The 23,428-nt window shown below is 41.2% G+C and carries 23 protein-coding genes and 5 tRNA genes; 20 read left to right on the top strand and 8 right to left on the bottom strand.

Features of this window, described 5'->3' with window-relative positions; genetic code table 11:
- The first annotated feature begins 7 nt into the window (after positions 1–7).
- From lysS to SJY38_RS11615, 11 genes are all read left to right on the top strand, one after another.
- Positions 8–1,543 (top strand): lysine--tRNA ligase, encoded by a 1,536-nt coding sequence (gene lysS / locus SJY38_RS11665; protein ID WP_004588007.1) that lies wholly within the window; start codon positions 8–10, stop codon positions 1,541–1,543.
- 399 nt (positions 1,544–1,942) lie between these two features.
- A complete protein-coding gene (locus SJY38_RS11660; protein ID WP_024031585.1) occupies positions 1,943–2,125 on the top strand; it encodes a hypothetical protein in 183 nt (60 codons plus the stop codon).
- Positions 2,126–2,253: 128 nt separating this feature from the next.
- Positions 2,254–2,346, top strand: a tRNA-Ser gene (locus SJY38_RS11655).
- Between the two features lie 34 nt (positions 2,347–2,380).
- Positions 2,381–2,457, top strand: a tRNA-Arg gene (locus SJY38_RS11650).
- A gap of 149 nt (positions 2,458–2,606) precedes the next feature.
- Positions 2,607–2,683: transfer RNA gene (locus SJY38_RS11645), tRNA-Arg, on the top strand.
- A 147-nt stretch (positions 2,684–2,830) separates the two neighbouring features.
- Positions 2,831–2,907, top strand: a tRNA-Arg gene (locus SJY38_RS11640).
- A 139-nt stretch (positions 2,908–3,046) separates the two neighbouring features.
- Positions 3,047–3,123 (top strand) — tRNA-Arg (locus SJY38_RS11635).
- A 398-nt stretch (positions 3,124–3,521) separates the two neighbouring features.
- Positions 3,522–4,697 carry an exo-beta-N-acetylmuramidase NamZ domain-containing protein gene (locus SJY38_RS11630; protein WP_377109803.1) on the top strand — a complete coding sequence of 392 codons (1,176 nt, stop codon included), beginning with the start codon at positions 3,522–3,524 and terminating at the stop codon, positions 4,695–4,697.
- A gap of 9 nt (positions 4,698–4,706) precedes the next feature.
- Entirely contained in the window at positions 4,707–6,371 is a 1,665-nt protein-coding gene (pbp4b, locus tag SJY38_RS11625; RefSeq protein ID WP_377109802.1) for a penicillin binding protein PBP4B, read from the top strand.
- Positions 6,372–6,558: 187 nt separating this feature from the next.
- Positions 6,559–7,935, top strand: coding sequence for a Na+/H+ antiporter NhaC family protein (locus SJY38_RS11620; protein WP_029773935.1), 1,377 nt, complete (start codon positions 6,559–6,561; stop codon positions 7,933–7,935).
- 174 nt (positions 7,936–8,109) lie between these two features.
- Complete coding sequence (locus SJY38_RS11615; protein ID WP_004587502.1) at positions 8,110–9,852, top strand: potassium/proton antiporter; 1,743 nt, start codon at positions 8,110–8,112, stop codon at positions 9,850–9,852.
- A gap of 211 nt (positions 9,853–10,063) precedes the next feature.
- Here SJY38_RS11615 and SJY38_RS11610 read toward each other — a convergent pair whose 3' ends face one another.
- The 4 genes from SJY38_RS11610 to SJY38_RS11595 all read right to left on the bottom strand — a co-directional run bounded on the left by SJY38_RS11610 (position 10,064) and on the right by SJY38_RS11595 (position 12,744).
- On the bottom strand, positions 10,064–10,792 hold the full coding sequence (locus SJY38_RS11610) for a hypothetical protein (RefSeq protein WP_377109801.1): 729 nt from the start codon (positions 10,790–10,792) through the stop codon (positions 10,064–10,066).
- 131 nt (positions 10,793–10,923) lie between these two features.
- Entirely contained in the window at positions 10,924–11,535 is a 612-nt protein-coding gene (locus tag SJY38_RS11605; protein WP_377109800.1) for a hypothetical protein, read from the bottom strand.
- A complete protein-coding gene (locus SJY38_RS11600; RefSeq protein ID WP_377109799.1) occupies positions 11,528–12,094 on the bottom strand; it encodes a sigma-70 family RNA polymerase sigma factor in 567 nt (188 codons plus the stop codon). The genes SJY38_RS11605 and SJY38_RS11600 overlap by 8 nt, the downstream gene beginning before the upstream one ends.
- 14 nt (positions 12,095–12,108) lie before the next feature.
- On the bottom strand, positions 12,109–12,744 hold the full coding sequence (locus SJY38_RS11595) for an energy transducer TonB (protein ID WP_377109798.1): 636 nt from the start codon (positions 12,742–12,744) through the stop codon (positions 12,109–12,111).
- Positions 12,745–12,889: 145 nt separating this feature from the next.
- Between SJY38_RS11595 and SJY38_RS11590 the strand changes: the two genes are divergently transcribed.
- Positions 12,890–13,396, top strand: coding sequence for a DUF3087 domain-containing protein (locus SJY38_RS11590; RefSeq protein WP_004587507.1), 507 nt, complete (start codon positions 12,890–12,892; stop codon positions 13,394–13,396).
- Positions 13,397–13,430: 34 nt separating this feature from the next.
- Complete coding sequence (locus tag SJY38_RS11585) at positions 13,431–13,880, top strand: low molecular weight protein-tyrosine-phosphatase (protein WP_024031596.1); 450 nt, start codon at positions 13,431–13,433, stop codon at positions 13,878–13,880.
- Positions 13,881–13,922: 42 nt separating this feature from the next.
- On the opposite strand, the gene SJY38_RS11580 is transcribed toward SJY38_RS11585, so the two are convergent.
- Positions 13,923–15,035 carry a TonB family protein gene (locus SJY38_RS11580; RefSeq protein WP_377109797.1) on the bottom strand — a complete coding sequence of 371 codons (1,113 nt, stop codon included), beginning with the start codon at positions 15,033–15,035 and terminating at the stop codon, positions 13,923–13,925.
- Positions 15,036–15,491: 456 nt separating this feature from the next.
- Between SJY38_RS11580 and ribA the strand changes: the two genes are divergently transcribed.
- The 6 genes from ribA (at position 15,492) to csrA (ending at position 21,561) form a co-directional block, all read left to right on the top strand.
- Entirely contained in the window at positions 15,492–16,115 is a 624-nt protein-coding gene (ribA, locus tag SJY38_RS11575) for a GTP cyclohydrolase II (RefSeq protein WP_024031598.1), read from the top strand.
- An 80-nt stretch (positions 16,116–16,195) separates the two neighbouring features.
- Positions 16,196–16,984 carry a BPSS1780 family membrane protein gene (locus SJY38_RS11570; protein WP_004587511.1) on the top strand — a complete coding sequence of 263 codons (789 nt, stop codon included), beginning with the start codon at positions 16,196–16,198 and terminating at the stop codon, positions 16,982–16,984.
- Complete coding sequence (locus tag SJY38_RS11565; RefSeq protein ID WP_004587512.1) at positions 16,984–17,436, top strand: regulatory protein RecX; 453 nt, start codon at positions 16,984–16,986, stop codon at positions 17,434–17,436. The genes SJY38_RS11570 and SJY38_RS11565 overlap by 1 nt, the downstream gene beginning before the upstream one ends.
- Positions 17,437–17,455: 19 nt before the next feature.
- Positions 17,456–20,056 (top strand): alanine--tRNA ligase, encoded by a 2,601-nt coding sequence (gene alaS, locus SJY38_RS11560; RefSeq protein ID WP_055254821.1) that lies wholly within the window; start codon positions 17,456–17,458, stop codon positions 20,054–20,056.
- 6 nt (positions 20,057–20,062) lie between these two features.
- A complete protein-coding gene (locus SJY38_RS11555; protein ID WP_377109795.1) occupies positions 20,063–21,280 on the top strand; it encodes an aspartate kinase in 1,218 nt (405 codons plus the stop codon).
- An 89-nt stretch (positions 21,281–21,369) separates the two neighbouring features.
- Entirely contained in the window at positions 21,370–21,561 is a 192-nt protein-coding gene (gene csrA, locus SJY38_RS11550) for a carbon storage regulator CsrA (protein WP_004587515.1), read from the top strand.
- A 50-nt stretch (positions 21,562–21,611) separates the two neighbouring features.
- On the opposite strand, the gene SJY38_RS11545 is transcribed toward csrA, so the two are convergent.
- The 3 genes from SJY38_RS11545 to SJY38_RS11535 all read right to left on the bottom strand — a co-directional run bounded on the left by SJY38_RS11545 (position 21,612) and on the right by SJY38_RS11535 (position 22,653).
- Positions 21,612–22,079: a YcxB family protein gene (locus SJY38_RS11545; protein WP_024031601.1), complete on the bottom strand. Its 468-nt coding sequence runs from the start codon at positions 22,077–22,079 to the stop codon at positions 21,612–21,614.
- A 156-nt stretch (positions 22,080–22,235) separates the two neighbouring features.
- Positions 22,236–22,427 (bottom strand): hypothetical protein, encoded by a 192-nt coding sequence (locus SJY38_RS11540; protein ID WP_004587517.1) that lies wholly within the window; start codon positions 22,425–22,427, stop codon positions 22,236–22,238.
- Between the two features lie 52 nt (positions 22,428–22,479).
- The gene (locus tag SJY38_RS11535) at positions 22,480–22,653 is read right to left on the bottom strand and encodes a DUF1328 domain-containing protein (RefSeq protein WP_002961939.1); all 174 of its coding nucleotides are present in this window, start codon (positions 22,651–22,653) and stop codon (positions 22,480–22,482) included.
- 528 nt (positions 22,654–23,181) lie between these two features.
- Here SJY38_RS11535 and SJY38_RS11530 point away from each other — a divergent pair.
- Positions 23,182–23,427 carry an OadG family protein gene (locus SJY38_RS11530; protein WP_024031602.1) on the top strand — a complete coding sequence of 82 codons (246 nt, stop codon included), beginning with the start codon at positions 23,182–23,184 and terminating at the stop codon, positions 23,425–23,427.
- Position 23,428: the final 1 nt, after the last annotated feature.

Raw genomic sequence — 23,428 nt, 5'->3', positions numbered from 1 at the left:
CTAAAAAATGACTGATCAAATCCAAGACGAAAATAAGTTAATCGCTGAGCGTCGCGGCAAATTAGACGCTATTCGCGAAAATTGCCCAGCCAACGGTCATCCTAATCAGTTCCGTCGTGAACATTACACGGCTGATTTACAGGCTGAGTTTGGTGATAAGAGTAAAGAAGAATTAGTAGAGCTTAAGCACGTTGTATCAATTGCTGGCCGTATTTTAGCTAAGCGTGGTCCTTTTATGGCCATTCAAGACATGAAAGGCCGTGTACAAGCTTACGCATCTAAAGATGTGCAAAAAGACTTAAAAGCAAAATATGGCCAACTAGATATTGGCGATATTATTGGTGTTAAAGGTGCGCTTAATAAATCAGGTAAAGGCGATTTATACGTAGAAATGACCGAGTACGAACTACTTACTAAGTCACTACGCCCATTACCAGAGAAGTTTCATGGTTTATCAGATCAAGAAACCAAGTACCGTCAACGTTATGTTGATTTAATTACTAACGAAGCAACGCGCGAAACATTCCGCATTCGCTCACAAGTAGTTGAAGGTATTCGCCGCTTTTTAGCAGAGCGCGACTTTATGGAAGTAGAAACGCCAATGCTACAGGTTATTCCTGGCGGTGCGTCTGCGCGTCCATTTGTGACTCACCATAACGCACTTGATATAGACATGTACTTACGTATAGCGCCTGAGCTTTACCTTAAGCGTTTAGTAGTAGGTGGTTTTGACCGCGTATTTGAAATTAACCGTAACTTCCGTAACGAAGGGTTATCAACGCGCCACAACCCAGAATTCACTATGATTGAATTTTACCAAGCCTACGCTGATTACATCGACCTGATGAATATTACCGAAGACATGCTACGTACAGTTGCAACAAACGTTTTAGGTAGCCCAATTGTTGTTAATACCACTAAAGATGAAAACGGCGAAGTTATCGACTCAGTAGAGTACGACTTTGGCCAACCTTTTGAGCGCCTAAGCATGGCTGATGCTATCTTAAAATATAACCCTGAGTTTGATGCTGCGGTATTTAATGACCCAGAAAACCACTTTGAAGAATTAAAAGCGTACGCTAAACAAGTGCATGTAAAAATTCCTGAAAATTGTGTATGGGGCCCAGGTAAGTTTTTATGTGAAATATTTGAAGAAACGGCTGAGCACATGCTTATCCAACCTACATTTATTACAGGCTACCCGTGGGAAGTATCGCCACTTGCGCGCCGTAACGACGAAAACCCATTTGTTACCGACCGCTTTGAGTTTTTTGTTGGCGGACGTGAGCTTGCAAATGGCTTCTCGGAGCTTAACGATGCGCAAGATCAAGCAGAGCGCTTTACTCGCCAAGTTGAAGAAAAAGACGCCGGCGATGATGAAGCAATGCATTACGATGAAGACTACATACGCGCACTAGAGTACGGCTTACCGCCTACTGCCGGTGAAGGTATTGGTATTGACCGCTTAGTAATGTTATTTACTGATTCACCAACCATTAAAGATGTTATTTTGTTCCCGCATATGCGCCCACAAGCTGACTAAGAAGCTTAAACAAAATAAATGTGATAAACGCCGCTAAATTTTAGCGGCGTTTTTGTGTGAGTACAAAAATAAGCGCCAATGCAGGAAAAGTTGGAGAGTAAATTGCTTTATAAAAACAGACGAAAGAGAGGATAAGATTGTTCGCTTTTTAATTAATTAGTACTAAGCTAAATTTTAAAGCTAGTTATTAGTACTTATTAATAGTTAATTCAGATTAGGTTATTTAATGTAGTCTTGTTTTAAATAACCTTAATAACAGTGCTATAACGTAATTTTATGACTGTTTTTTAAACATTATGTTGTATTTATGTAAAAAACTTAGCTAAAATACGCCAAAATTTTGAGCTGGGTAAAAATAGCACTCTAAATATGAATTCTCAAATGGACTTAGAATATAATATGAAAGACAACCGAGTTGAAGAATCGCCAGAAACTGACACCACAGAGCAAAAGCGACAAGCTTATTACCGAGCCTGTATTGCTGAGTTTCAGCAATTAGGTTACCAAGAGCAATATTTAGCGCAGCTCAAAGATGATTTAGTGCCTTTAATGGGCGTTAACCCACAAGACAAAAATATTTAAATCGTTTACTTTTCAAACCAATTATACAATTAAAGCTGACTTATGTGCGTTCTGTAACCAGATAGTCATTTTTGGCATAAAAGTGTTTGACATATTTTCTGAAATCTTTATTATACGCCCCACAAGACGGAGAGGTGTCCGAGTGGCCGAAGGAGCTCCCCTGCTAAGGGAGTATAGAGTTTGTAGCTCTATCGAGGGTTCGAATCCCTCCTTCTCCACCATTTCTTTTAATGGCAGTCTTGTAAAGTAAAGATTGGGCGCATAGCTCAGCTGGATAGAGTACCTGGCTACGAACCAGGCGGTCGGAGGTTCGAATCCTCCTGCGCCCACCACTCTTTACACACTCTGCTTAGAGTATAAATAAGTTAAAGTGTTTGGTTTAAAACCAAATCGGTCGGAGGTTCATTCTTACAAGATACGTCCTGCTTCCAGCACTTTTTACACACTCTGCTTAGAGTATAAACAAGCAAACAGTAAAAGTGGGCGCATAGCTCAGCTGGATAGAGTACCTGGCTACGAACCAGGCGGTCGGAGGTTCGAATCCTCCTGCGCCCACCACTTTTACAGACTCTAACTTAGAGTATAAAAAAGTAGAAAGTGTTGGCTAAAGCCAAACGGTCGGAGGTTCACTCTTAGAAGTTACGTCCTGCGTCCACCACTTTTACACACTCTAACTTAGAGTATAAACAAGTAACTAATGAAAGTGGGCGCATAGCTCAGCTGGATAGAGTACCTGGCTACGAACCAGGCGGTCGGAGGTTCGAATCCTCCTGCGCCCACCACTTTCATACATAAGCCGACAAAAGTCGGTTTTTTTGTGTCTGAAATAACATATAAGTTAAGCGCATATTTTACGATGTATACTTATATTTATTGTTTCAGAAACTCAACTTAGAGTATAAACAAGTAACTAATGAAAGTGGGCGCATAGCTCAGCTGGATAGAGTACCTGGCTACGAACCAGGCGGTCGGAGGTTCGAATCCTCCTGCGCCCACCACTTTCTATTACTACTTAAGTTAATAGAAAAGAAGCCGACAAAAGTCGGTTTTTTTGTGTCTGAATTTTGAGAAAGTTTTCAGCTATCAGCTATCAGTTAAGCCAAACAAACACCTCAGCTAAAAATTTCAGCGTAGATGTAGAGCTTGCTCACGTTAGAAGCGCAGCTTCTAATTACTTATGCATATATTCAAATCCATTTACATGCGATGCTCGTCGCGCTAGCAAGCTTAGCGCCTACGGGTGAACCCTAAATTCTGAGTTTAATTGTCTTAGATGTAAAGCTTGCTCACGTTAGAAGCGCAGCTTCTAATTACTTACGTACAGCTCAAAACCATTCACTGCTCTTTAACTTAAGCTGTGGTATTTTAAACACCTTGTTTAAAAGGAACTTGCTGTATGTTTAAAGCTGTATTCATCACCTTTGTTTTACTATTTATCACTATTTTTAATGTGGGCGCGCACGCTCACACAGCTCAAACAACGCCAATTGTTGGCGCTGCTCAATACAAACATTATTTGCCGCAGCTACAAAATAAACGTGTTGGCCTTGTGGTAAATCAAACATCGCTTGTCGAAAATACTCATTTGGTTGATGCTTTACTCACTAAAAATATAACCATAACCAAAATTTTTGCACCTGAGCATGGCTTTAGAGGCGATCACGACGCTGGAGCCCATGTTAAAAATGCGGTTGATAGTAAAACCGGTATCCCGCTTATTTCTATTTATGGTAAAAACAAAAAACCAAGCGCTGAGGCTCTGAGCGAAGTAGATGTTATTATTTTTGATATACAAGATGTGGGCGTGCGCTTTTATACCTACATAAGCTCTATGCATTACATGATGGAAGCCGCAGCCGAGCAAGGTATTGAGTTTATTGTGCTTGATAGGCCAAACCCCAATATTGCCTACGTTGATGGGCCAATACTTGAGCGCCAATTTAAATCGTTTGTAGGCATGCACCCAATACCCGTGCTGCACGGCATGACGGTAGGCGAGCTTGCAAAAATGATCAAAGGCGAAAGCTGGATCAATAAAGCGGCTGATTTAAAACTTACTGTGATCCCAGTTGATCATTACACGCGCTCAACATCCTACAATTTACCTGTAAAACCCAGCCCTAATTTACCGAACGATCAATCAATTGCGCTGTATCCGTCGCTTTGCTTTTTTGAGTCAACCCCTGTAAGTATTGGCAGAGGCACCGACTTTGCGTTTCAAGTCATTGGCTACTCGCCCGTTGCGCTTGGGGATTTTAGTTTTACACCGCGCTCTATTAAAGGGGCGGCAGCAAACCCTAAATTTAAAAATACTCCTGTAAAAGGGCTCGATTTACGCACAGCAAACACGCGTGGGCTTGATTTAAGTTATTTAATTACGGCTTATAATAAATTATCTAAAAACAATATTACCTTTTTTGAACGCGCTGATTTTATGGATAAATTGGCTGGCACTAACAAACTACGGTTAGCTATTGAAGCAGGGCAATCAGAGCGACAAATAAAACAAAGTTGGCAGCAAGGGCTTGCAGCATTTAAAAAGCAACGAGCGCCGTATTTGCTGTACAAGTAAGGGGTATAAATGGCTTTAGTAATAAACAAAAAATTAAGCAGCTGTTTTAAAACGGCTTTACTGGCGCTTGTTAGTGTTACTCTTGTAGCGTGCAGTACGGCAAATGAGCCAAATGAGTTTACAGCAAGTGAGCTTAAGCAAAGCAAATTAGTAACGCTTCCAAACGCCCAAGTTATTGTCACTTTTCCTGAGGCTAACCCAAGTAGCCGTGAGTACGTAAATAACCGTGGCACATTCAAAGCGTATAAAGGGCGAGGGCAGTTATTAATTCAAAATAATAACGCGATAAGCGCCGATATTTTTATAAATAACCAAAAGCTTAATATTACCAACCAATTAGCCGCTAATACTTTATATGAGTATTCGCTAGCAAGGCGCACCCACAACGGGGTAAATACGTTTAAGGTTGAAAATATTAAACCTAAAGGCGCAAGCCTTACCTTGCGCTTTGAGTTTCCGACCTTGAATACCGCTGCGCAAAGTAATATAGACTTTAGCCAGGTCGATGCCCTTATTGAAAAAGACATACAAGCAGGTTTTCCGGGGGCGGTATTAGCCGTTATTAAAAGTGGCGAACTTATAAAGCTTAGTGCCTATGGCGATGCCAAACAGTACCAGCAAAGTGATTTAATGCTACTACGCCCAGAGCCAATGCAAACACACACTCTGTTTGATTTAGCCTCTAACACCAAAATATTTGCCACTAATTTTGCCCTTATGAAACTTGTAAGCGAAGGGCTTTTAAATATAAACAACTCCGTACAAAGTTACTTACCCGAATACAAAGGTGATGGCCGCGAGTTGCGCACAGTTAAAAATTTACTCACGCATACTGCGGGTTACCCGCCTGTATTTGATTTTCATCGTAAAGGTGCTAAAACTGGCGATGCGTATTTTTCGCAAAATAGCCAAACCACAAAGCAGCTGTTACTTACGCAAGTACCGCTGAGCAATAAATACCCCGCACAAGCCGTTTACTCCGATATTGATTACATGATTTTAGGAGTACTGGTTGAGCGTATAACCGGGCAACCACTTGATGACTACCTCGAGCAACACATTTACGCCCCACTTAAACTGACCAATACGGTATTTAACCCACTTAAAAAGGGCTTTAAACGCGCTGAATTTGCAGCAACCGAGCTTAGCGGCAATACCCGTGATGGCCGTATTACCTTTGATAATATTCGTACTAATGTTTTGCAAGGCGAAGTGCATGACGAGCGAGCATTTTATTCGTTTAATGGCGTAGCAGGGCATGCCGGTTTATTTAGTAATGCACCCGATTTAGCTGTGCTTTGCCAAGTACTATTAAACCAAGGTGGCTTTGGCAATACCCAGTTATTTAGCGCATCAACCTTAGCGCAGTTTGTAACGCCACAATTAAACAACGAAACCTATGGCCTAGGCTTTAGGCTTGCAGGTAACAACCAAGCTAGGCGTTGGCATTTTGGCCCTTATGCAAGTGCACAAGCGTATGGTCACACCGGCTGGACGGGCACAGTAACGGTTATTGATCCAACCTACGACTTAGCCATTATTTTATTGACCAATGCGCGGCACACAAAAATAAAAGGAAGCCAAAAACATTACCAGTTTTTGGGCAAACAATACGAGACCGCGCAATATGGCTCGGTGGTATCGCTTATTTACGAAGCACTACTAAATCAATAAATTATCGTTTAGGTTAAAACGGCCTAAGTGCAGTGCCTGAAGTGATTTATTTGCAGGTGACTTAACTAAGCCAATCCATTAAGCTAAGCGGTTTACAAATTCAGGCCACATTTTTAAAACGGCCTGTAAAATAAGCGTTTCAACGTGAATAAAGCGAACGCACTTCGCTATTAATAAAGGTTAATTTATGTCTTGGTATTCTATATTACCGCCGCTCATTGCTATCGCTATCGTATTTTGGCGAAAAGAAGTAATAATGGCACTTTTGGTGGCCGTGGCTTCATCAGAATTTTTACTCGCTATACAAGGCGAGGGTAATACCTTATTTGCTACATTTTTAAATACCATTGAGCGCATAATATCGGTAGCCAGCTCGCCGGGTAACACTCGCATTTTAATATTCAGTATTATGATTGGTGCCTTGCTTGCCTACATACGTGAATCTGGCGGCGTAGCAGCCACCGTTAATATGCTTATGAATAAAGGCATTGCAAAAAGTAAGCGCCAAGTTGGCTTTTTAACCATGTTTACCGGCATCGCGGTATTTATAGAGTCAAACCTCAGCGTATTAACCTCAGGTATTGTATCGCGTGGCCTGTTCGACAAATTTAAAATGAGCCGAGCGCGTCTTGCTTATATTATTGATAGTACCAGTGCACCGGTGTGTATTTTAATATTACTTAACGGTTGGGGCGCATTTGTACTGGGTTTACTTGGCAATTACGAGCTAAGCGAATCGGCGGTTTCTATTTTATGGGGCAGCGTAGGGTACAACTTTTACGCCATTATCACGTTAGTCATTGTGTTTTACACTATCGCGTTTGATAAAGTACACGGCCCAATGAAAGAAGCCGAGCAAAAGCTAGAGCTGCAAAAAACCGACCTAAAAGAAGAAGTAAAAGGCTCTAAAGCGCGTTACATGCTAGTGCCATTACTTACCCTAATTGTGAGCATGGTAGGCTTTATGTTTTACACCGGCAACGGCGTACTTGCAGAAGGCAGCGGCTCTAAATCGGTTTTATACGCAACGGTACTAGCCATTGTAGTTGCATATGTTTTAATGATTAGCTCGCGCCAATTTACTCACCATCAATTAGTCGACACCGGCTTTAAAGGCATGGGCGAGTTATTACCGCTGGTGAGCATTGTATTGCTTTCACTTACACTGGGCGCAAGCTTAAAAGAGCTAGGCACGGGCGTATTTGTCGCATCACTAGTGGGCGATTACCTACCTATTTACTTAATTGTACCAGTGCTGTTTTTAACCGGCGCGGTTATGTCGTTTACTACGGGTACATCGTGGGGCACATTTGCCATACTTATTCCTATTGGCGTACCGCTTATTCAAGCACTCGGTTTGCCACCTTCACTGGTGGTAGGCGCTATTTTAGGCGGCGGTATATTTGGCGATCACTGCTCGCCTATATCCGACACCAGCGCCGTATCGGCACTCGCCTCGGGGTGTGACTTACTCACCCACGTTAAAACGCAGCTACCGTATGCGTTATTTGGCGGCGCACTGACGTTTATAGCGTACTTAGTAACAAGCATAATAGTGTTGTAAAATTTGCCCGTTTAAATACTCAAAGGCCTGCTTAATCGCAGGCTTTTTTGTTTTAAATATGCAGTTAAGTACCCGTATTTATATTTTTTAGGTTATTGTATGGCATGAGCTTTAAGCTTTTTAATAGCTATAAATTCTTACTTTTTAACTTATACAAGGCTGTAAACCCACACTATGTTTGTAATAGATAATATCATTCTTGTTAGTGCCATTTTAATTTTACTAGGGGTTATCTCGAGTAAGCTATCTGCGCGCGTTGGCTTACCCGTGCTGGTGCTATTTTTACTGGTGGGCATGCTTGCAGGTGAAGACGGTATTGCAGGTATATCATTTGATAACGCAGAGGCGGCGCATGCTCTGGGCACGTTAGCACTGGCTATTATTCTATTTGATGGTGGGCTACAAACGCCAACCAGCTCTATTAAACAAGTGTGGAAACCTGCTTCGGCTTTAGCAACGGTCGGGGTGCTATTAACGGCTGTAATTACCGGCCTTGTCGCCACTTATATTTTAGACTTACCCGTATTACAAGGCGTTTTGCTGGGCGCTATTGTGGGCTCTACAGATGCCGCTGCCGTATTTGCACTTTTACGTAGCGCCGGTATTCACTTAAATAAAAAGCTTAAATCAACCCTTGAAATAGAAAGTGCCTCGAACGACCCAATGGCTATTTTTTTAACGGTTGGTTTGCTCGAAATGCTAGTGAACGACATGCCAATAGGGCTGGGTTTACTGCAGTTATTTGCCCAGCAAATGGGCGTAGGCGCCGTTTGTGGGTTTTTAATTGGTAAGGTGTCGGTGTGGTTTATTAATCGAATAAAATTAAATGCATCAGGTTTGTATTTAGTAATGGTAACCGCATTTGGGCTGCTTTCTTTTGGCCTTTCTGCAACGCTTGGTGGCAGTGGCTTTTTAGCTGTATTTATAACCGGCGTTATTTTAGGTAACAGTAAATTTGTATATAAACGCGGTATTTTTCTGTTTCACGATGGTTTAGCGTGGCTTGGGCAAATAACCATGTTTGTTGTGTTAGGGCTTTTAATTAACCCCTCGTCGTTGGTTGATGTATGGCTAGAAGGGTTGTTAATTGCACTGGCACTTATTTTTGTTGCTCGCCCACTAGCGGTAGCGCCAATTTTAAAATTATTTGGCTTTAATAATCGCGAAACTTTATTTGTATCTTGGGTGGGGTTAAGAGGCTCAGTGCCGATTATTTTAGCTATATTCCCACTGTTGTTTGGCCTTTCAGGGGCAGAGCTTATTTTTAATGTGGTTTTTTTCGTGGTGTTAATCTCGGCCACGTTGCAAGGCTCAACTATGCCTTGGATGGCTAAAAAGTTAAGTTTAATAGAGCCGCCACCCGATTTAGCAGCTGCAACGCTCGAAATTACCGCCTTAAACGATATTGATATAGAAATTGTAGAGTACACGTTAAGTGAGGTTTCTCGCGTTTCTGGGCGCAGTTTGTCACATGCTGCACTACCAGAAAGTGTAGTTGTAGCCATGATCACACGAGGGCCTTCAATCATACCGCCACGCGGGTCTACTAAATTAAAACCAAACGATCATTTATTTGTTGTTTTAAAACCCGCTAACAGACCTTTTGTTGATTTAGTTTTTACAGCAACCGATAAAACAAACCACCAAGACAGTCACTTAGCGCGCAACGAACTTAAAGTGAAAGGGGTTACGCTAGTAGGCGATATATTTTACTCATATCACATGAAAATAGACGCCCCAGAGGGCATAAGCTTGGAAGAGGTGATCAACCAAAAGCTCTCAGGAGAAATCAGTAAAGGCTCAATTGTGGTTATTGGTAATGTTCAACTACGCGTTATAACAATGGTACATACACGTATAGTGACCATCGGCTTAAAGTACTTACACAATCCAGAACAACGACTTTTAAAGCAGTAGCCATTAACGCTGATTTATAAGATATTAGTGACGTAGGTTGGGTTGAGTGACACGAAACCCAACGTATCAACAATATATTTCACCGCTTTAAAGCCAAGTATATAAACTGTTTTGTAGGCGCTTAGCTTGCTAGCGCGTCGGGCGTTTACCGGAAATAAGTGCGAAAAAACTTAATCAGTTTTTGCTTGATTGATGAACGCAAGTCTACGTTTTAAAAGCTACCCTTTTTATATTCTTCGAATCTATTTGTTGTAACTAAGGTAAAGTCTTTTAGGCCCAAGCTATCTGCATATTTTTCTATAATTTTCTTTGATGATGAATGATCATCTTCTTTTTCTGAATTTCTAAGTAAGCTGATATCATCATTAAGTTCTTCACTAGATATACCAAGCTTTAAAGTAGATGCTAAAGATATAGCTTTATATTTTTTATTGTCAATTTCAACTATTGATTCGAGAATCTTTTCTCTATTTCTAGGTTGTATGAAATCATAATATTTTTTGAAATTAATAATATCTGATATGGAGTACGTTTTTACAGAAGTATCTATCCCATTACTTTGTAAAAAACCTTCAGCTTCGCTTGGAAATTTTTTCTGATCACCTTCTTCTTTGTCGATTAAATCTTGATACATACTTAAGCGATTGTTGTACTCTCTGATAATCTGATTCAATATAAATATAGATACTAAGGTTTCGATAAATTCATTTTCTTTTTGATATTTAAATTGGTCAAACCAAGAGTTTCCCGCTATGTAAGCCGCGACCAAAAGTAATGTAGTTGTGTACGCTATTATGAAAGTGAACGTAGCTATAATAACATCGCTTAATGTCCCCCACTTTCCGTTAGGTACCCAAAGAATATAGGAAATAAATACTAAAAGTAATAAAATAAAATTAGCAAATGTTAACCGTTGAAACCATATTTTAAAATTATCCATAGTTTTCCTTTGGCTTATTCATACTTTATTCTGTTTTTCTTTATCTTACACAAATTAAACTTTTTAATCTTCTCGAACCCTTGGTATACCTATGTTAGAAAATAGATTCAGATGAATAAACTCATTGTAATCTAAGCCCCACACTGCCTAACTCCAGCACCCGCATGTTTAAGTGCTACAATCTGCCCTTTACCGTTATGCGCCATAGCCAGCATATCGCCCGTATTTAGGCCAATTTCTACCGCATGTTTACCCTTTAAATCACTGAGCAGTGATTGCTTAATTTGCACCAGTACCTCGTCATTACAGCTGGCTATGTACCAGTCGTTATTAACCTTTACGAGCGTGCCGTATTCTATGTGGCGTTGTTGGTGTAAGCGCAAGCTATTAGCGTGCTGAGTATCGAGTGCGTGTTTTTGCTCGGTAATGGCGCTTGTGTAACTGCCCGATGGGGTTATTTCGTGGGTTTTAATAATTGAGTAGTTGTGAATATCGATAGTGTTAAGCACCGTTTTAGGTGCGTAGTTAATGCCATTGCTGTTATCAAATACAATAAATGCGAATACGCCCAGTGCGCAGGCAAGGCTGGTTAACTGTAGCGTAAAACTAAGCCTTGAGGGCTTTTTATGGCTGGCATTATTAAGTAACGCTTTTTGTTGGGAAGCGCTGAGTGTAGTGCGTGCTTTTCGCTCTTTGTAGTGTTGAGTGAGCTTTTGAGCAAACTGCTCATCAGGCTTATTCATTGTTTGCTCCTAATAAACGTTTAAGGTTTTGCTTGGCATAGCGCAGCCTTGTTTTTACGCTCTCATGGTTGCTTTGCGTTATAAGCTCTATGTCGGCAAGGCTAAAGCCTTCTTGTTGTAAGGTAATGGCTTCGCGTTGCACAAAGCTCAGTTGCTTGAGTGCGCTATCGAACGCTTGGTAATTTATATTGCTAATACTGTTGTTATTACCTTGCTCATTTTGCTGCGCGGGTAGGTGGGTGTTTTCGTCAAGCTCTACAAAGCGCTGCTGTTTGCGGTATTCGTCTACTAATGTGTTGCGCGCGAGTTTAAATAACCACGCTTTTGGCGTGGTTTGCGCTTGGTAAAGGTGGCGTTTTTCGATTACTTTTAGCCAGGTTTGTTGGCTTACGTCGTATGCTAAATGCGTATTAGATTGCGTCACTAGGTAGTGATATAAATCGTTACTGTATAGGGAAATAAGCTGCTCTAAGTAGCGGTTGTCGCCACTTTTTGCGTAACTTGCCATGCAATCCTTGCTTGGCGTTTCAAATAACCATGACTTAATACTGAGTAGCATAGGCGTTTAGTCCGTTAAATAGAGTTATCTAATTTAAAATCGAGCTGTACGGTTTGATCTGTTTGTAATTGTGCCACACCTTCTATTACTTTGGGGCGATATTTCCAGCGCTTTATGGCTCTTATTGCTTCGCGGTCAAAGGTGCGTTTGGGCTCGGCGTTTATTACCACTGGGTTTATTACTTCGCCGGTGGGCGAAATACTAAAGCTCAGTTGTACCCAGCCTTCTATGCCATTACGAGCAGCAGATGTTGGGTATTTTGGATTTATGCGCACTATGGGTGTTGCATCGCCTGTTGGGCGGTTAATCGTGCTATTTATATCATCTCCAAAATCATCAATAGTGATAGGTGTTAATTCGTTAATCGCTATTACAGGGTCGTTTGAGGTATCTATTGGTGGTGCTTTAGGCGGTGTTTTTGGCACAGGCGGTGGTGGCTGTATTTTTTGTATATGCCTTACTTGTGAATCCTCTGGTGCCTTAAAAATCTCTACTATAATATCGTCGCCGAGTTTTATAGGTGCGCGCTGCTCGCCACTAATTAAGTATTGCATAAATGCAAAGGCGACAAAGGTCATTACTGCGCCGCCAATAACGGCGGTTGATGTTTTAATAAATGCTGAATTATTGGGTATTTCAAGTGTGTGCATAAGCCGCTCCGAGTAAACTTATTGGGTTGTTTAAAAGCTATAACGGGGGGGAAATCAAAAAGGGGTTAAATAATTTTATAAAAATTGCGGGGTTTAGTTACAATAGCGTTCGCTATATTTTTACTTATTAATTTTTTAGGCTGTTATGCAACTCATACAAATAGATAAAGCACGTTACCGCAAACATTTAAATAGGGTAATTGCTGGGTGTGCGGCGGGTTTAGCTGTTGGCAGCTTGGCTATATCGCAAACGTTAATTGCGTTGTTTCCTGATGAAAGCGGGAGCCACTTTCATTGGAATTTAACCGGTGTTGTTATAACAAGTTTGGCCATTGGTTGGCTGTTAAATAAATACCGTACCCATAGTTTTATGACCGAAGTGGTATATGTGTGGGAGCTTAAACAAGCGCTTAATAAAATAACCCGCAAAATGCCAAAGCTAAAAGCGGCAGGGCGCGAGGGTAATGCCGATGCATTGTTAGCGATTCATTATAGTTATGCGGGCTCACGGCTTTTATGGCAGCTTGACGATAACACCATTACTATGGATGAGTTAGCTATAAAACAAGCCGAGCTTGATAGTGTGGCGGCCAAGTATAACCTGACTTTAAATGCCGATGACTATAACGAGGCTATATTAAAACAGTTTTAAAGCCAAGGTGGTTAAATTAGCTAAAGGAGCCTTAATGAAAAAAGTACTGATAGTGTGTTTAGGTAATATTTGCCGCTCGCCCACAGCAGAGGCGGTGTTAAAAGCGCGTGCTAAAAAATTAGGCGTTGAGGTAAAAGTCGACTCGGCAGGGACTATTGGCTACCACGAAGGTAAAACGCCAGATAGCCGCTCAATGGCTGCAGGCGAAAAACGCGGTTATAGCTTTAAAGGTATATTTTCGCGCCCAGTGCGCAGCAGCGATTTTACTGAGTTTGATTTAATTTTAGCGGCCGACACACAAAACTTAGCTGACTTAAAAGCGCAATGCCCCACCCATTTACATTACAAGCTGGCATTGTTTTTAGAATACGGCGAGCAAAGCCAAAGCGCCATACCCGACCCATACTACGGCGGCGATGATGGTTTTGAAAATGTGCTCGATTTAATTGAAGCCGCAAGCGATAAAATACTCGCAAAGCTTTGAGTAAAACTACCTGAACAAAAAGACGCTATAATACCTTGCGTGTTATCTGGCTATTTTAAAGTCGAGCTGTACTTGCGTGCTTGCAACAACTGGTTGGCCGTCTTCAAATTTTGGTGCATAACGCCACTTTTTAAGTGCTGTAAGTGCCGACCTTTCAAACTCTTTCCCCCCTTGTGAGCTAACTACCTCTGGGTTTTTAACAAAGCCTGCGGTATCTACGTCAAATTCAACAACGACAATACCGTCTCGCATTTGGCGCGCTTTGTTTTGTGGGTACTCAGGATTTTTGCGGTATATAGGTGTTTGCTCTTGTGTTTTTTTCCACGGCACCATTTTAGCAATTGCTAAACAATGCTTAGTGGCTTGTTCGCTTTGGCCTGTTTTTTCGTAAAGGTTAACAAGCTTTGAGTGCGCAGTAAGCTCAGCGCTGTGATCAAAGCTTAAGTTGTTATCAAATACCGATACAACATGGTTTAGTCGTTCAATGGCTTCATTGTATTTTTTCTTACCTTGAGCAAACGACGCCATTAAAAAGTCGGCTTTAATGCGCTCTACGGTGTTGTCGTCTAGGTTATTACGGTAGTAGTCATCGGCTTGGTTAAGCAGCGTTTTAGCTTTATGGTATTTTTTATGAGCAAATTTTTTGGCAAGCAGCGAGGCTGCTTCAAACTGCATGTCGGCAACAAATTTAGGGTTGTTTTGTGTTTTAGCTATTTCAATTATACGGTCGTAATCGTTATCGGCTTGATAGGCCGAGCGGGTGTTTTCCGCCTTGCCTATTAGGGCGTCGATTGTTTCTATTGCATTTTTACCGTGGTTATTTGCCAGTATTGTATAGGCTTGCGAGTAAAGTTCGAAGCGTTGCTCTGATACATTTTTTTTGTCGTTGGTAGAGCGCGGCGCTGTAATTGCTTTGGCGTAATTAATAGCAAGGCTTGCGGTGTTATCACTTTTATCACCATAAAGCGTAAGGCCTGTAATATAGGCATGTTTAGCTGCTTGCTCTATGTTATCGTCTTTTTTAACAGCCGTTAAATAACTTTGGTATGCATCAGAAAAGGCGGCTTTATCATCGCTTACTTGGCTTGCATTGGCCTGGCTTGCAAAAGCCGTAAAGGTTAATCCGATAACTAAGGCGAGGTGTTGTGCTTTCATAATAATCCCTATTAGTGTTCAATCTAGAAACAAAATACCACAAGTGATAATGGTTTTCATTATCTTTTGTGTGGGCGCTTGCTTATAAAACTAACTAATTACCTAACTACCAATGTGCACTAAGCTGTAACTAATTTTCGTCATTAAACTGTACTAAAAGTGCCTGCTGAGATAACTAGGTAACACCGTTTTAGCTTTTTATAGGTGCGGTGTATTAACTTAATGTATAAGCAGCGTGGTAAAAGTAATAAAATTAAAATAGCAAATGCGTTCAAGTTTGTCATTGTTTTGGGGAAATAGCCCTAGGTAGTGGGAGTTTATTGCATATTAAGATTGAAAATAGGCTGTGTAATCGCCATATATTTGCCATAAACCTAGTGTACTACGATCTAACTTTAAACATTTGTGATATTATCACCTTATGGTGTCGTAGTTATTTAATTATTTGGATTTGTCGTGGCGCAAGTAAGAGCAAGAGCCCAGCTTAATGTTGGCAAAAATAGTGATATTCCCGCAGAAATAGTGTCTTTTAGTGGCTTAAAAGACGGCCAAGAACACGTTGCGTTTGTATTTAACAATGCTGATGTAAATCAAAATGTGCCGCTTATTCGCATGCACTCTGAGTGTTTAACCGGTGATGTGTTTCATTCATCGCGCTGCGATTGTGGCGAGCAGTTAAATGAGTGTATTGAAATGATGCACGAGCAAGGCGGGGTGTTATTGTATTTACGCCAAGAGGGCCGAGGTATTGGTTTATATAATAAAATTGATGCTTACGTGCTGCAATCTCAAGGTATGAACACTTACGAGGCTAATAACCACTTAGGCTTTGCCGACGACTTACGTGATTTTTCGGACGCGGTATTAATGCTCAACGCACTTAATTTAAGCCACGTTAAATTAATGACCAATAACCCTAAAAAGCTTAATGCATTAAAAGATGCCGGCATTGAAGTAGACACCGTTATTGGTACCCATGCGCATATTAAAGCAGGCCTTACAGGTAACAAAGCTTACCTAGAAACCAAAATAAAACACGGCGCACATATGTTAGATATTAAAAAAATTAAAAAACCTTAACTATTTAATCATGTAGTGTCTGTTAATCCCCCCTCACGCCAAGTTATACTTGGCGTGTTTTGTTTAATTTAAGAGCCAGTATGTCTAACGAATTACGAATTTTTAAAGCCGATGCCGGGCTAAAGTGGTTTAAAGCCGGTTGGCATATTTTTAAAACCCAGCCATTTACCTTTGTAGTTATGCACTTATTAATAGGCATAGTGGGCATACTGTCGTTATTTTTACCTTTGCTGCAAGTTGTTGCGGCACTTGCTACGCCTTTTTTAACCGCCGGTTTTTACCAAGCGGTACTTAGCAAGCAGCAGGGCGGTAAAATTATGCTGGCCGACATACTCAAACCCTTTAGCGCAAAAGGTAACCGTTTAGGGCTACTACGTTTAGCGCTTTACCAAATGGGAGCGGGTATTTTAATGGCCTTATTGGCTAATGGCTTATTTGCCGATGCCGTGGCTATTATGAGCCAAGAGGGGCTTGATCCTAACATTGCGCTTGAGCAAACTTTAAATAGTATTTCGGGCGCCAGTGTGGTGCTATTTTTAGTGGCAATGGCGGTGTATTTAATGGCGTTTGCTTACGCGGTACCGCTTATTTATTTTAGTAAAGAAAAACGCATTTTAACGGCGCTTAAAAATTCGCTATTGGTTTTTTATCATAACCTGTTCGCATTGAGTGTTTTTGGCATTATTTGTGTGTTATTTATGGCGCTTTCTATGTTCTTATCGTTCTTACCGCTGTTGATTTTAATGCCAATTTGCTACATTAGTTTCTTTGTATCTTATCAGGCTATTTTTATGCCAGTTGTACCGCCAAGTGACGATAGTAATGTTAAACCACTTAGCAGTGAACAAAGCGGGCGCTTTGACGCTTAATGGATGATAAGTTAAAACAAAAGCTTAAAAACTATGTACTGTGGTTACTTGGGCGCCAAGAGTATTCGCGCCGCGAGTTAACCTTTAAGCTTCAGCAAAAAGAAGCCAGCGACGAGTTTATAGAAACCCTGCTTAATTGGTGCGAAGAGCACAATTTTATTAATGAGCAACGCTATTGCGAAGGGTTTGTCAGAAAACACATTTTTAAAGGCCATGGCTTAAAGCGCATTCAAAGCGAAGCCATAGGCAAAGGGATTGACCGTTCACTACTTGAAAGAGTGGTTGAAGAGCTTGAAATAGACTGGTTTGAGCTTGCGCAGGAAGCGTACAACAAAAAGTATTCAACTACACCGGCCAACCTCGAGTACAAAGATAAAGCTAAGCGCGTGCGCTACTTAATGTACCGAGGATTTAGCTACGAACAAATTGATTTTGCAATGCAAGCACAGTAAATACAGGTGAGATTTTCACATGCAGCACATGACTACGGCACAACTTAGGCAACAGTTTTTAGACTTTTTTGCCAGCAAACAGCACCAAATTGTCCAATCGGCTTCACTTATTCCGGGTAACGATGCCACGTTGTTATTTAACAATGCCGGCATGGTTCCTTTTAAGGATGTGTTTTTAGGCGCCGAAACTCGCCCTTACACGCGTGCTACAAGTGCACAGCGTTGTGTGCGTGCTGGTGGTAAACATAACGATTTAGAAAACGTAGGTTACACAGCGCGTCACCATACATTTTTTGAAATGCTAGGTAACTTTAGTTTTGGCGATTACTTTAAACAAGACGCTATTAAGTTTGCGTGGGAGTTTTTAACTGAGGTTGTTAAATTACCACAAGAAAAACTACTTGTTACTATTTACCACGACGATGAAGATGCATTTGGCTTTTGGCACAATGATATTGGCCTAAGCGAAGATCGTATTATTCGTATTGCTACCTCAGATAACTTTTGGTCAATGGGCGATACTGGCCCATGTGGTCCGTGTTCTGAAATATTTTACGATCACGGTGAGCACATTTGGGGTGGTCCTCCGGGCTCGCCTGAAGAAGATGGCGACCGCTTTATAGAAATTTGGAACCTTGTATTTATGCAGTACAACCGTCAAAGCGACGGTACTATGGAGCCGCTGCCTAAACAATCTGTTGATACAGGTATGGGCCTTGAGCGTATTGCTGCTATTTTACAAGGCGTGCATTCAAACTACGAAATCGACTTGTTCCAAGGCTTAATCGCAGCTGCGGCAAGTGTAACTAACGCACAAGATTTAAACGATAAATCGCTACGCGTTGTTGCGGATCATATTCGTTCGTGTGCGTTTTTAATTTCTGATGGTGTTATGCCATCAAATGAAGGCCGTGGTTATGTATTGCGTCGTATTATTCGTCGTGCAGTACGCCATGGTAACAAGCTTGGTGCACAAGGTGCGTTTTTCTATAAACTGGTTGCAGCGCTTATTGAACAAATGGGCCAAGCCTACCCAGAGCTTGCAAAGCAGCAAGAAATTATCGAAAAAGTACTGCGTATTGAAGAAGAACAATTTGGTAAAACCCTTGAGCGTGGCTTAGCTATTTTAGAAGAGAGCCTAAGCGAGCTTAAAGGCGATGTTATTCCTGGTGATTTAGTATTTAAATTATACGACACCTATGGTTTCCCTGCTGATTTAACGGCCGATGTAGCCCGTGAGCGCCAAATGACAATAGACCATGCAGGCTTTGAAGAGTGCATGGCTGTACAGCGTAAAACAGCGCAGCAAGCTGGTAAATTTGGTGCCGATTACAACGAGCAATTAAAGTCAGAAAAACACACTGAGTTTAAAGGCTACGACAGCACACATCATAGCGCTACAGTAGTAGAAGTGTTTGCAAATGGTGAGTCGGTTTCTATTTTAGAAGACGGCCAACAAGGCATTGTTGTACTTAACCATACGCCATTTTATGCTGAATCTGGTGGCCAAACAGGCGATACCGGTACCATTACTGTTGCAGGTGGCGAGTTTACAGTAACTAACACTACTAAGCTGGGTAATGCGTTTGCGCACCATGGTAGCGTACAAGGGCGCATTGCGGTTAACGATAAAGTAGATGCCACTATTGATGATGCACGCCGTGAACGCATTAAGAAAAATCACACAGCTACGCATATTTTACACGAAGCATTGCGCCAATTACTAGGTGAACACGTAAGCCAAAAAGGCTCGCTGGTTGAGCCTGAGCGTTTACGTTTTGACTTCTCGCACTTTGAAGCTGTTACTAAAGACGAGCTACGTGAAATTGAGCGTGTAGTTAACGATGAAATTCGTCGTAACTTTGCCCTAAACACTGAGCTTATGGCGATTGATGACGCTAAAGCAAAAGGGGCAATGGCGCTGTTTGGCGAAAAGTACGACGATGAAGTACGCGTAGTAACCATTGGCGATTACTCAATTGAACTGTGTGGCGGTACGCATGTAGAGCGCGCGGGTGATATTGGCTTATTTAAAATTGTATCTGAAAGCGGTATTGCTGCAGGCGTACGCCGTATTGAAGCAGTAACAGGCGCAGATGCAGTGGCGTATGTAAGCGAGCAAGAAAAACAGCTAAACGATGTAGCGGCGCTGGTAAAAGGTGATAGCGCATCGGTACTTGAAAAAGTAACTGCGCTTCTTGAAAAGTCTAAAGGTCTTGAAAAGCAAATTGCACAGCTTAACGATAAGCTAGCCAGTGCAGCGGGTGCATCTTTACTTGATTCGATTGTTGAAATTAATGGCGTTAAGCTACTAGTGGCAAACGTTGAAGGGACTGAATCTAAAGCGCTTCGTGGTATGGTTGACGACCTTAAAAACAAGATTGGCTCAGGTGTTATTGCACTGGGTGTTGCCAGCGGCGAAAAAGTAAGCCTAATTGCCGGTGTAACGAAAGATTTAACCGGTAAAGTTAAAGCTGGTGAGCTTGTAAACCACATGGCAGGCCAAGTAGGCGGTAAAGGGGGCGGTCGTCCTGATATGGCACAAGCGGGTGGTTCACAGCCTGAAAACCTAAACGCCGCGCTTGAAAGCGTAACAGCCTGGGTAAGCGAGAAAGTTTAAGCTTACGTGGCACTTATTGTCCAAAAGTTTGGCGGCACTTCGGTTGGCTCTATTGAGCGAATAGAAGCGGTCGCCGACCTTGTTGTTAAAACTAAGCAGCAAGGTCATCAAGTGGTTGTGGTTCTTTCGGCCATGTCGGGAGAAACCAACCGCTTAATTAACCTCGCCAAGCAAATAGATACTCGCCCGAGTAGCCGAGAATTAGACGTACTTATTAGCACTGGAGAACAGGTTTCTGTTTCGCTCCTTGCTATGGCTATTATAAAACGTGGCCATTCGGCTGTAAGCCTACTAGCCGATCAGGTTAATATTCAAACCGATAACATGTTTGGTAAAGCCCGTATTGAAGAGGTTGCTGCAACGCGTTTAAAGCATGAGCTTGAGCATAATCGGGTTGCGATTATTGCCGGTTTTCAGGGGCGCGATGTAGAGGGCAATATTACAACCCTTGGACGCGGCGGCACCGATACCTCTGCGGTGGAAATAGCCGCGGCAATAAAAGCCGATGAATGTCAGATCTATACCGACGTTGATGGCGTATACACTACTGATCCTCGTGTAGAACCAAATGCACAGCGAATGCGTCATGTAACGTTTGCCGAAATGCTAGAGCTGGCAAGCTTAGGCGCAAAAGTATTGCATATTCGTGCTGTTGAGTCGGCTGGTAATCATAAAATGCCGCTAAGGGTGCTTTCGAGTTTTGAGCCCGATGAAGGAACGCTAATAAGTTTTGAGGAGAGCGATATGCCAACTAAGGTTGTGTCGGGGATTGCGTTTAATCGTGACGAATGCTTGATAAAGGTACATGGCGTACCATACTGTGTTCATTCTCTTACAAAAATTTTGAAACTTTTTGCAGAAAATGGCATCGAAATAGATATGATTAGTCAAGTTAATCATAACTTTGAAAAAATAGACTATGCTTTTACTGTGCATTCAAATGACTATTTGCAAGCACACGATTTACTAACTCAACAACAGGTAAATCTGCAGGCTGATAGCATTTCTAGTGATACAACAGTTGCAAAAGTGTCGGCTGTTGGCATAGGAATGAAGTCTCACAGTGGTGTAGCGCATCAATTTTTTGATGCATTGGCGCAAGAAGGCATACACATAGTTTTAGTATCGACGTCTGAAATCAAGGTATCGGTTTTAATTGACGAGAAGTATTTAGAACTAGCAGCAAGAGCGTTACACTCAGAATTTTTAACAGAAAATGGATAGTTTGGGAGTTTTTACTTACTTTTCAATCAATTTTTCATTAAAATGGTCAAGCGGAATCTTATAATTTATTGGAACATGGGAGCAAGAGAATGCTAATACTAACTCGTAGAGTAGGTGAAACCCTAATGATTGGTGACGAAGTAACTGTTACTGTATTAGGTGTTAAAGGAAATCAAGTTCGAATTGGTGTTAACGCACCTAAAGACGTTTCAGTGCATCGTGAAGAGATTTACATGCGTATACAAGCTGAAAAGTCTAACCCTAATCCGGGCAATGCTTAATCAACACGTATACTTAGCTGAGTAATGCACTTAGCTATACCAAAAGCCACTCACTGAGTGGCTTTTTTGTTTATAAAATCGCGCATTTCATCGGTTAATACACTGCTAGAAATATATTGCATACCTTTATTATGGTGCACTAAGTAGCCGTGGTTGGTTTTAATAATATGGGTTATTTCTGCCCACTTAAATGTATGGCTTTTATAGTGGTTTTCGGTGCTAATAGCGTCATCGGTAAACGAAAGAGTAACCTCTGAGCCCGAAGCACGACTAAACATTTGGCGCGTAACCCACCAAGGCCTACGGTAATAAAAGGCAACGCATTCTAATACACCTAGCATTATTAAAAATGTACCTAGGTAATGATCGTCCATAGCGTAAATACTAATTAAACCTAAGCACACCAGTAATGCCAGCAAAAAATACTTTGGCTTAGCTGCTTTACTATAAGAGTGGGACTCGTCAAAGCATTCGTAGTAGTAGGGTTTATCGAGTGTGTAAGTGGTGGTCAGTGCCATAATTGCTAATAAGTAATAGTTTTCGCTATTTTAACAAGCTAGCGTAAAAATCACACCCGTTAATGTAGGCTATGCATTATAAGAGTTAGAAGCCGCTTTTTATTAGCGCACAAAAAAACGGCTTATTAAAAGCCGTTTTTTACGTTACCAAACAGATTAACAGTTAGTTTCTTCTGCGTTAACGCCTTCTTTTACATTTTCACATGCATCTTCAACAGAGTTTTGCACGTCAGTTACTGCTTCATCAATACGCTCACCTGCTTCTTCTGCGTGGTTGTCTTCACAACCCATCATAAAGAAACCTGCAAATACGGCGATTAGTGCTGCTTTTAAAGTTGTTGAGTTCATAATGTAATTCCTTGTATATGTTGATTGTTTAGTGTTTTAAGTATGTTAGTAGCTACCTGGGCGATTTACCGCGCAGCGCACCTGAAACTAAAGAAATCACTAAAAGTACTAAAAAGATAAAGAATATAATTTTTGCTATACCAGCTGCGGCACCTGCGATACCACCAAAACCTAACACTGCAGCGATTAAAGCAATAACTAAAAATGTAATTGTCCAGCGTAACATTGTTTTCTCCTTGGTTATCAAATTCGTTCGAAAGTAATAATGCCAGTTGCGTGCCAGAGTTTAATTTTATTAATTTTCAATATGTTATGGTTTTTTGAACGAAGGTTGTAAATTTAGGATTGGTAAGTTTTACGTTTAACGATGTAACTTATTCACACTATTGTAAAGAGAGTGAAAAAATAAATATTTTTTGTGCGCTGCTTTACTAGTCTTGGTAAGACCAATTTACATTTTAGCCCAAGCTGATTTTTTACCTGCCGTTTAACTTACTATTTTTTATGATTTTTAAGTTGTTTTGGGTTTAACCATATAACCTTTGCCTATAACGGTTATTTTTATCATCTATATCTAAGCTAATTTAACCCTGTATTAGCTATGTTAACTATTGTGGCTGTATGTTAGTTTAATTTTAATTGGTTTTACCAATTGACAGGTGGTGGACAAAGTTAAAAGTTTTGTTATCATTCGGTGAATAATTATTTAAATAAAGCGGTTTTTTATATCGCTATATAGTGCAGGGGGAGAAAAATGGATATAGGAGCTGTACTCACAACCGCAGGTAGCTTGATGCTTACGGGCATGGTGGGCGTGTTTGTATTTCTTTCAATATTGATTGGTGCTGTGTCACTCATGTCTAACTTGGTTGCTCGTTTTGACGAGGCTGAAGTTGCAATACCGGTTAAATCACCATCTTTAAAATCTCAAGGTGTGCCAAACGAGCACATCGCTGCTATTAGTGCTGCCATTGCTCAGTACAAATCAAATAATAAATAAG

Origin of the sequence: Pseudoalteromonas sp. R86517 (assembly GCF_042466295.1) — a bacterium.
GTDB lineage: Bacteria > Pseudomonadota > Gammaproteobacteria > Enterobacterales > Alteromonadaceae > Pseudoalteromonas > Pseudoalteromonas atlantica.
This window is presented reverse-complemented; position numbering and strand designations above follow the sequence as displayed.

Coding starts and splice junctions, on each gene's coding strand:
- lysS (WP_004588007.1), top strand. CDS start 8: ATGACTGATCAAATCCAAGACGAAAATAAGTTAATCGCTGAGCGTCGC.
- SJY38_RS11660 (WP_024031585.1), top strand. CDS start 1,943: ATGAAAGACAACCGAGTTGAAGAATCGCCAGAAACTGACACCACAGAG.
- SJY38_RS11630 (WP_377109803.1), top strand. CDS start 3,522: ATGTTTAAAGCTGTATTCATCACCTTTGTTTTACTATTTATCACTATT.
- pbp4b (WP_377109802.1), top strand. CDS start 4,707: ATGGCTTTAGTAATAAACAAAAAATTAAGCAGCTGTTTTAAAACGGCT.
- SJY38_RS11620 (WP_029773935.1), top strand. CDS start 6,559: ATGTCTTGGTATTCTATATTACCGCCGCTCATTGCTATCGCTATCGTA.
- SJY38_RS11615 (WP_004587502.1), top strand. CDS start 8,110: ATGTTTGTAATAGATAATATCATTCTTGTTAGTGCCATTTTAATTTTA.
- SJY38_RS11610 (WP_377109801.1), bottom strand. CDS start 10,792: ATGGATAATTTTAAAATATGGTTTCAACGGTTAACATTTGCTAATTTT.
- SJY38_RS11605 (WP_377109800.1), bottom strand. CDS start 11,535: ATGAATAAGCCTGATGAGCAGTTTGCTCAAAAGCTCACTCAACACTAC.
- SJY38_RS11600 (WP_377109799.1), bottom strand. CDS start 12,094: ATGCTACTCAGTATTAAGTCATGGTTATTTGAAACGCCAAGCAAGGAT.
- SJY38_RS11595 (WP_377109798.1), bottom strand. CDS start 12,744: ATGCACACACTTGAAATACCCAATAATTCAGCATTTATTAAAACATCA.
- SJY38_RS11590 (WP_004587507.1), top strand. CDS start 12,890: ATGCAACTCATACAAATAGATAAAGCACGTTACCGCAAACATTTAAAT.
- SJY38_RS11585 (WP_024031596.1), top strand. CDS start 13,431: ATGAAAAAAGTACTGATAGTGTGTTTAGGTAATATTTGCCGCTCGCCC.
- SJY38_RS11580 (WP_377109797.1), bottom strand. CDS start 15,035: ATGAAAGCACAACACCTCGCCTTAGTTATCGGATTAACCTTTACGGCT.
- SJY38_RS11570 (WP_004587511.1), top strand. CDS start 16,196: ATGTCTAACGAATTACGAATTTTTAAAGCCGATGCCGGGCTAAAGTGG.
- SJY38_RS11565 (WP_004587512.1), top strand. CDS start 16,984: ATGGATGATAAGTTAAAACAAAAGCTTAAAAACTATGTACTGTGGTTA.
- alaS (WP_055254821.1), top strand. CDS start 17,456: ATGCAGCACATGACTACGGCACAACTTAGGCAACAGTTTTTAGACTTT.
- csrA (WP_004587515.1), top strand. CDS start 21,370: ATGCTAATACTAACTCGTAGAGTAGGTGAAACCCTAATGATTGGTGAC.
- SJY38_RS11545 (WP_024031601.1), bottom strand. CDS start 22,079: ATGGCACTGACCACCACTTACACACTCGATAAACCCTACTACTACGAA.
- SJY38_RS11540 (WP_004587517.1), bottom strand. CDS start 22,427: ATGAACTCAACAACTTTAAAAGCAGCACTAATCGCCGTATTTGCAGGT.
- SJY38_RS11535 (WP_002961939.1), bottom strand. CDS start 22,653: ATGTTACGCTGGACAATTACATTTTTAGTTATTGCTTTAATCGCTGCA.
- SJY38_RS11530 (WP_024031602.1), top strand. CDS start 23,182: ATGGATATAGGAGCTGTACTCACAACCGCAGGTAGCTTGATGCTTACG.